The 3,022-nt window shown below is 48.2% G+C and carries 1 protein-coding gene; it reads left to right on the plus strand.

The window, feature by feature from the left end:
• On the plus strand, positions 1-2,764 hold a 2,764-nt coding region (locus FD23_RS08415; protein ID WP_275452788.1), incomplete at its 5' end, for a glycoside hydrolase family 70 protein.
• Positions 2,765-3,022: the final 258 nt, after the last annotated feature.

A 3,022-nucleotide genomic window follows, 5' to 3' on the forward strand; every position in this document is an offset into this window, starting at 1 on the left:
CAACCAGGTTCAAGTAAACGTTGAAAAGAAGATCTACAGCAAGAAGAGTACTTCCTGGCTGAAGACCTTGATGACTGAGTTTAAGAACACTGAAAGCATTTGGACCAAGGCCAGTGAAAGTGAAAACTATGCCGGCAACCAGTTCCAAGGTGGTTTCCTGCGCTACGACAACTCCAGTATGACCCCATGGGCTAACTCCAGCTACCGCTTGATGGGCCGTTACCCGAAGAACATCAAGGGTGACTTCCAAAAGCAAAGGGAATTCCTGCTGTCCAACGATATTGACAACTCTAACCCAGTAGTTCAAGCAGAACAGCTGAACTGGATGCACTACTTGCTCAACTACGGGACGATTACCGCCAATGACAAGGATGCCAACTTCGACTCAATCAGAGTCGATGCCGTGGACGACATTGACGCTGACTTGCTGAACATTGCTGGTGACTACTTCAAGGATGTTTACGGGATGAATTCCGACGCCAAGTCCAACGCCCACTTGAACATCTTGGAAGACTGGGACCACACTGATCCAGACTACGTCAACAAGATGGGCAATCCGCAAATTACGATGGATGACAAGTGGAAGTCAACTATCAACAGCGTCTTGAATAAGGACTTGACTGGCAGCGGCAGCATGGCTGACTTGATTGGGACTGACACTGACAAGTCAATGGTCAACCGGGCCAAGCTGGACGGGTCAGAAAGCGTAATTCCTAACTACGCCTTCATCCGGGCTCACGACAGTATGTCTCAGGAAAACATCCAGCAAGCCATCAAGGACGTAACTAAGAGCAGCCAATATCCAAACGGTAAAGACTACACTACTTTCACCGACGCGGAAGAAAAGAAGGGGCTGGACCTGTATCGGAAGTATCAGCAATCTACTGAAAAGAAGTACAACCTTTACAACATTCCGTCATCATACGCGATTCTGTTGACCAACAAGGACGTTATTCCGCGGGTTTACTACGGTGACCTTTACTTCGACGGCAGCGAATACATGGCTGAAAAGAGCATCTACTACGACGCAATTTCCAACCTGCTGAAGTCCCGGATCAAGTACGTGGCTGGTGGCCAAAGCATGTCTGTCGACAAGAATGACGTTTTGACCAGTGTCCGCTACGGCAAGGGCGTTAAGACCGCCAGTGACAAGGGGACTGATGAAAGCCGGACCGAAGGTATCGGTGTTATCATCAGCAACAAGCCAAGCTTGACTTTGGGTGCTAGTGACAAGGTTGTCCTGCACATGGGTGCTGCCCACAAGAACCAAAAGTACCGGGCTTTGCTTTTGACCAATAGCAGCTATGATTCCAAGAATGACGGCACTAGCCGGGCTTCAACCGGTATCATCAGCTACGGCAGCGACAGCAAGGCGCCAACGGCTACTACTGACGAAAATGGTGACTTGGTATTTACCAACAAGAACCTGACTGTTGATGGCAAGACTGAAGAAAACACTGCTGTAAAGGGCACGAAGAACCCTTGCGTAACTGGTTACCTGGCTGTGTGGGTACCAGTTGGCGCTAAGGATGACCAAGATGCCCGGACCAAGGCAAGCAGTGACTCTGCTTCAGGCAGCTCACAATACCGGGTCAACGATGCCTTTGACTCAAACATCATCTTTGAGGGCTTCTCCAACTTCACTCTGAAGCCAACTAAGACTGAAGAACGGGCTAACGTGCAAATTTCCAAAAACGCATCCCTCTTCAAGAGCTGGGGCGTTACCTCTTTTGAAATGGCACCGCAATACGTTTCAAGCACTGACCGGACTTTCCTGGACTCAACTATCGAAAACGGCTATGCCTTTACTGACCGTTACGACCTGGCTATGAGCAAGAACAACAAGTACGGCTCAGCTGAAGATTTGCGCAATGCAATCAAGGCCCTGCACAAGGAAGGCCTGCAAGTCATGGCCGACTGGGTTCCAGACCAGGTTTACACTTTGCCTGGCCAGGAAGCCGTAACTGTTACCCGGGTTAACGATGTTGGTGACAGCTGGAACTCACCGAACATGAACAGCATTGTCTACATCGCTAACAGTATCGGTGGCGGCAAGTACCAGAAGGAATACGGCGGTAAGTTCCTGGCTGAACTGAAGCAGAAGTACCCTGACCTCTTCAGCAAGGTACAAACCTCTACTGGCAAGCCAATGGACCCAAGCGTGAAGATCACTGAATGGTCTGCTAAGTATATGAACGGGACTAACATCCTGCACCGCGGTGCTGGCTACGTATTGCGGTCAAGTGGTGCTAATAAGTACTACAACGTTGGCTACAGCAAGGATGGCAGCAAGATCACTCAATACCTCCCAATTCAATTGGCTAGTGGTAAAGAACAAGAGAGAATGGGTCTTGTTTCAAACGGCAAGAACTACAACTACTATGATGAAAACGGTACTAAGAAGACCAGCTCCTTCATTCAAGACAGTGTGGGCAACTGGTATTACTTCGACAAGTCCGGCAACATGATCAAGAACAGCAGTTTCGTGAATGTTGGAAGCGGCAAGACCTCCGGCACTTACTTCTTCATGAGTAACGGCGTTTCCTTCAGAGGTGGTCTGTTGACTAAGGGGTCAAAGACTTATTACTTCGACAAGAATGGCCGGATGGTTAAGGGCAAGCGTGTAAAGAGTGGTGATTACACTTACACTTTGAACAAGAGCGGCTACTTGACTTCAGAGAAGTACACTGCAACTTCTAAGAACCAAGCAACTACTAAGAACTCACTCGGTGATCTTAAGAATACTATAAGAAATAAGCGATAGTGCTTTTTGGAGGAGCGATTAAATCAAGTGTGGTTTAGTTGCTTTTCTTTATATATCGTTGAATTTGGGCAGAAGCATATTATTGCCTAAGAGAAAAAGAGGAAAAGATGAAAAATATGTTAAAAGGAAAGAACAGCCGTTATTCCTGGTTGATGACCGGGGCAGCCGTCTTGGCTGCTTTGGCCAGCCTGCCATTTGGCCAATCTGTTTCAGCCGCTAAGAAGAATGGCTGGCAGAATACCAAGGCTGGCCGGGTGT

The sequence above is a fragment of the Lactobacillus delbrueckii subsp. delbrueckii DSM 20074 = JCM 1012 genome (assembly GCF_001433875.1).
Classification (GTDB): domain Bacteria; phylum Bacillota; class Bacilli; order Lactobacillales; family Lactobacillaceae; genus Lactobacillus; species Lactobacillus delbrueckii.